At 56.9% G+C, this 281-nt stretch carries 1 rRNA gene; it reads left to right on the plus strand.

From position 1 onward, the window contains the following. Positions 1-281, plus strand: a 23S ribosomal RNA gene (locus tag ADK65_RS07610); the annotation flags it as partial.

Raw genomic sequence — 281 nt, forward strand, 5'->3', positions numbered from 1 at the left:
GGACGAGTCAGAAACCGTTGATGTAGGCGAAGGACATGCGAAAGGTCCGGCGTAGAGGGTAAGACCCCCGTAGTCGAAACGTCAGCGGCTCGTTTGAGAGACACCCAAGTAGCACGGGGCCCGAGAAATCCCGTGTGAATCTGGCGGGACCACCCGCTAAGCCTAAATATTCCCTGGTGACCGATAGCGGATAGTACCGTGAGGGAATGGTGAAAAGTACCCCGGGAGGGGAGTGAAATAGTACCTGAAACCGTGTGCCTACAAGCCGTGGGAGCGTCGGA

This window comes from Streptomyces sp. NRRL B-1140 (assembly GCF_001280065.1).
Lineage (GTDB): Bacteria > Actinomycetota > Actinomycetes > Streptomycetales > Streptomycetaceae > Streptomyces.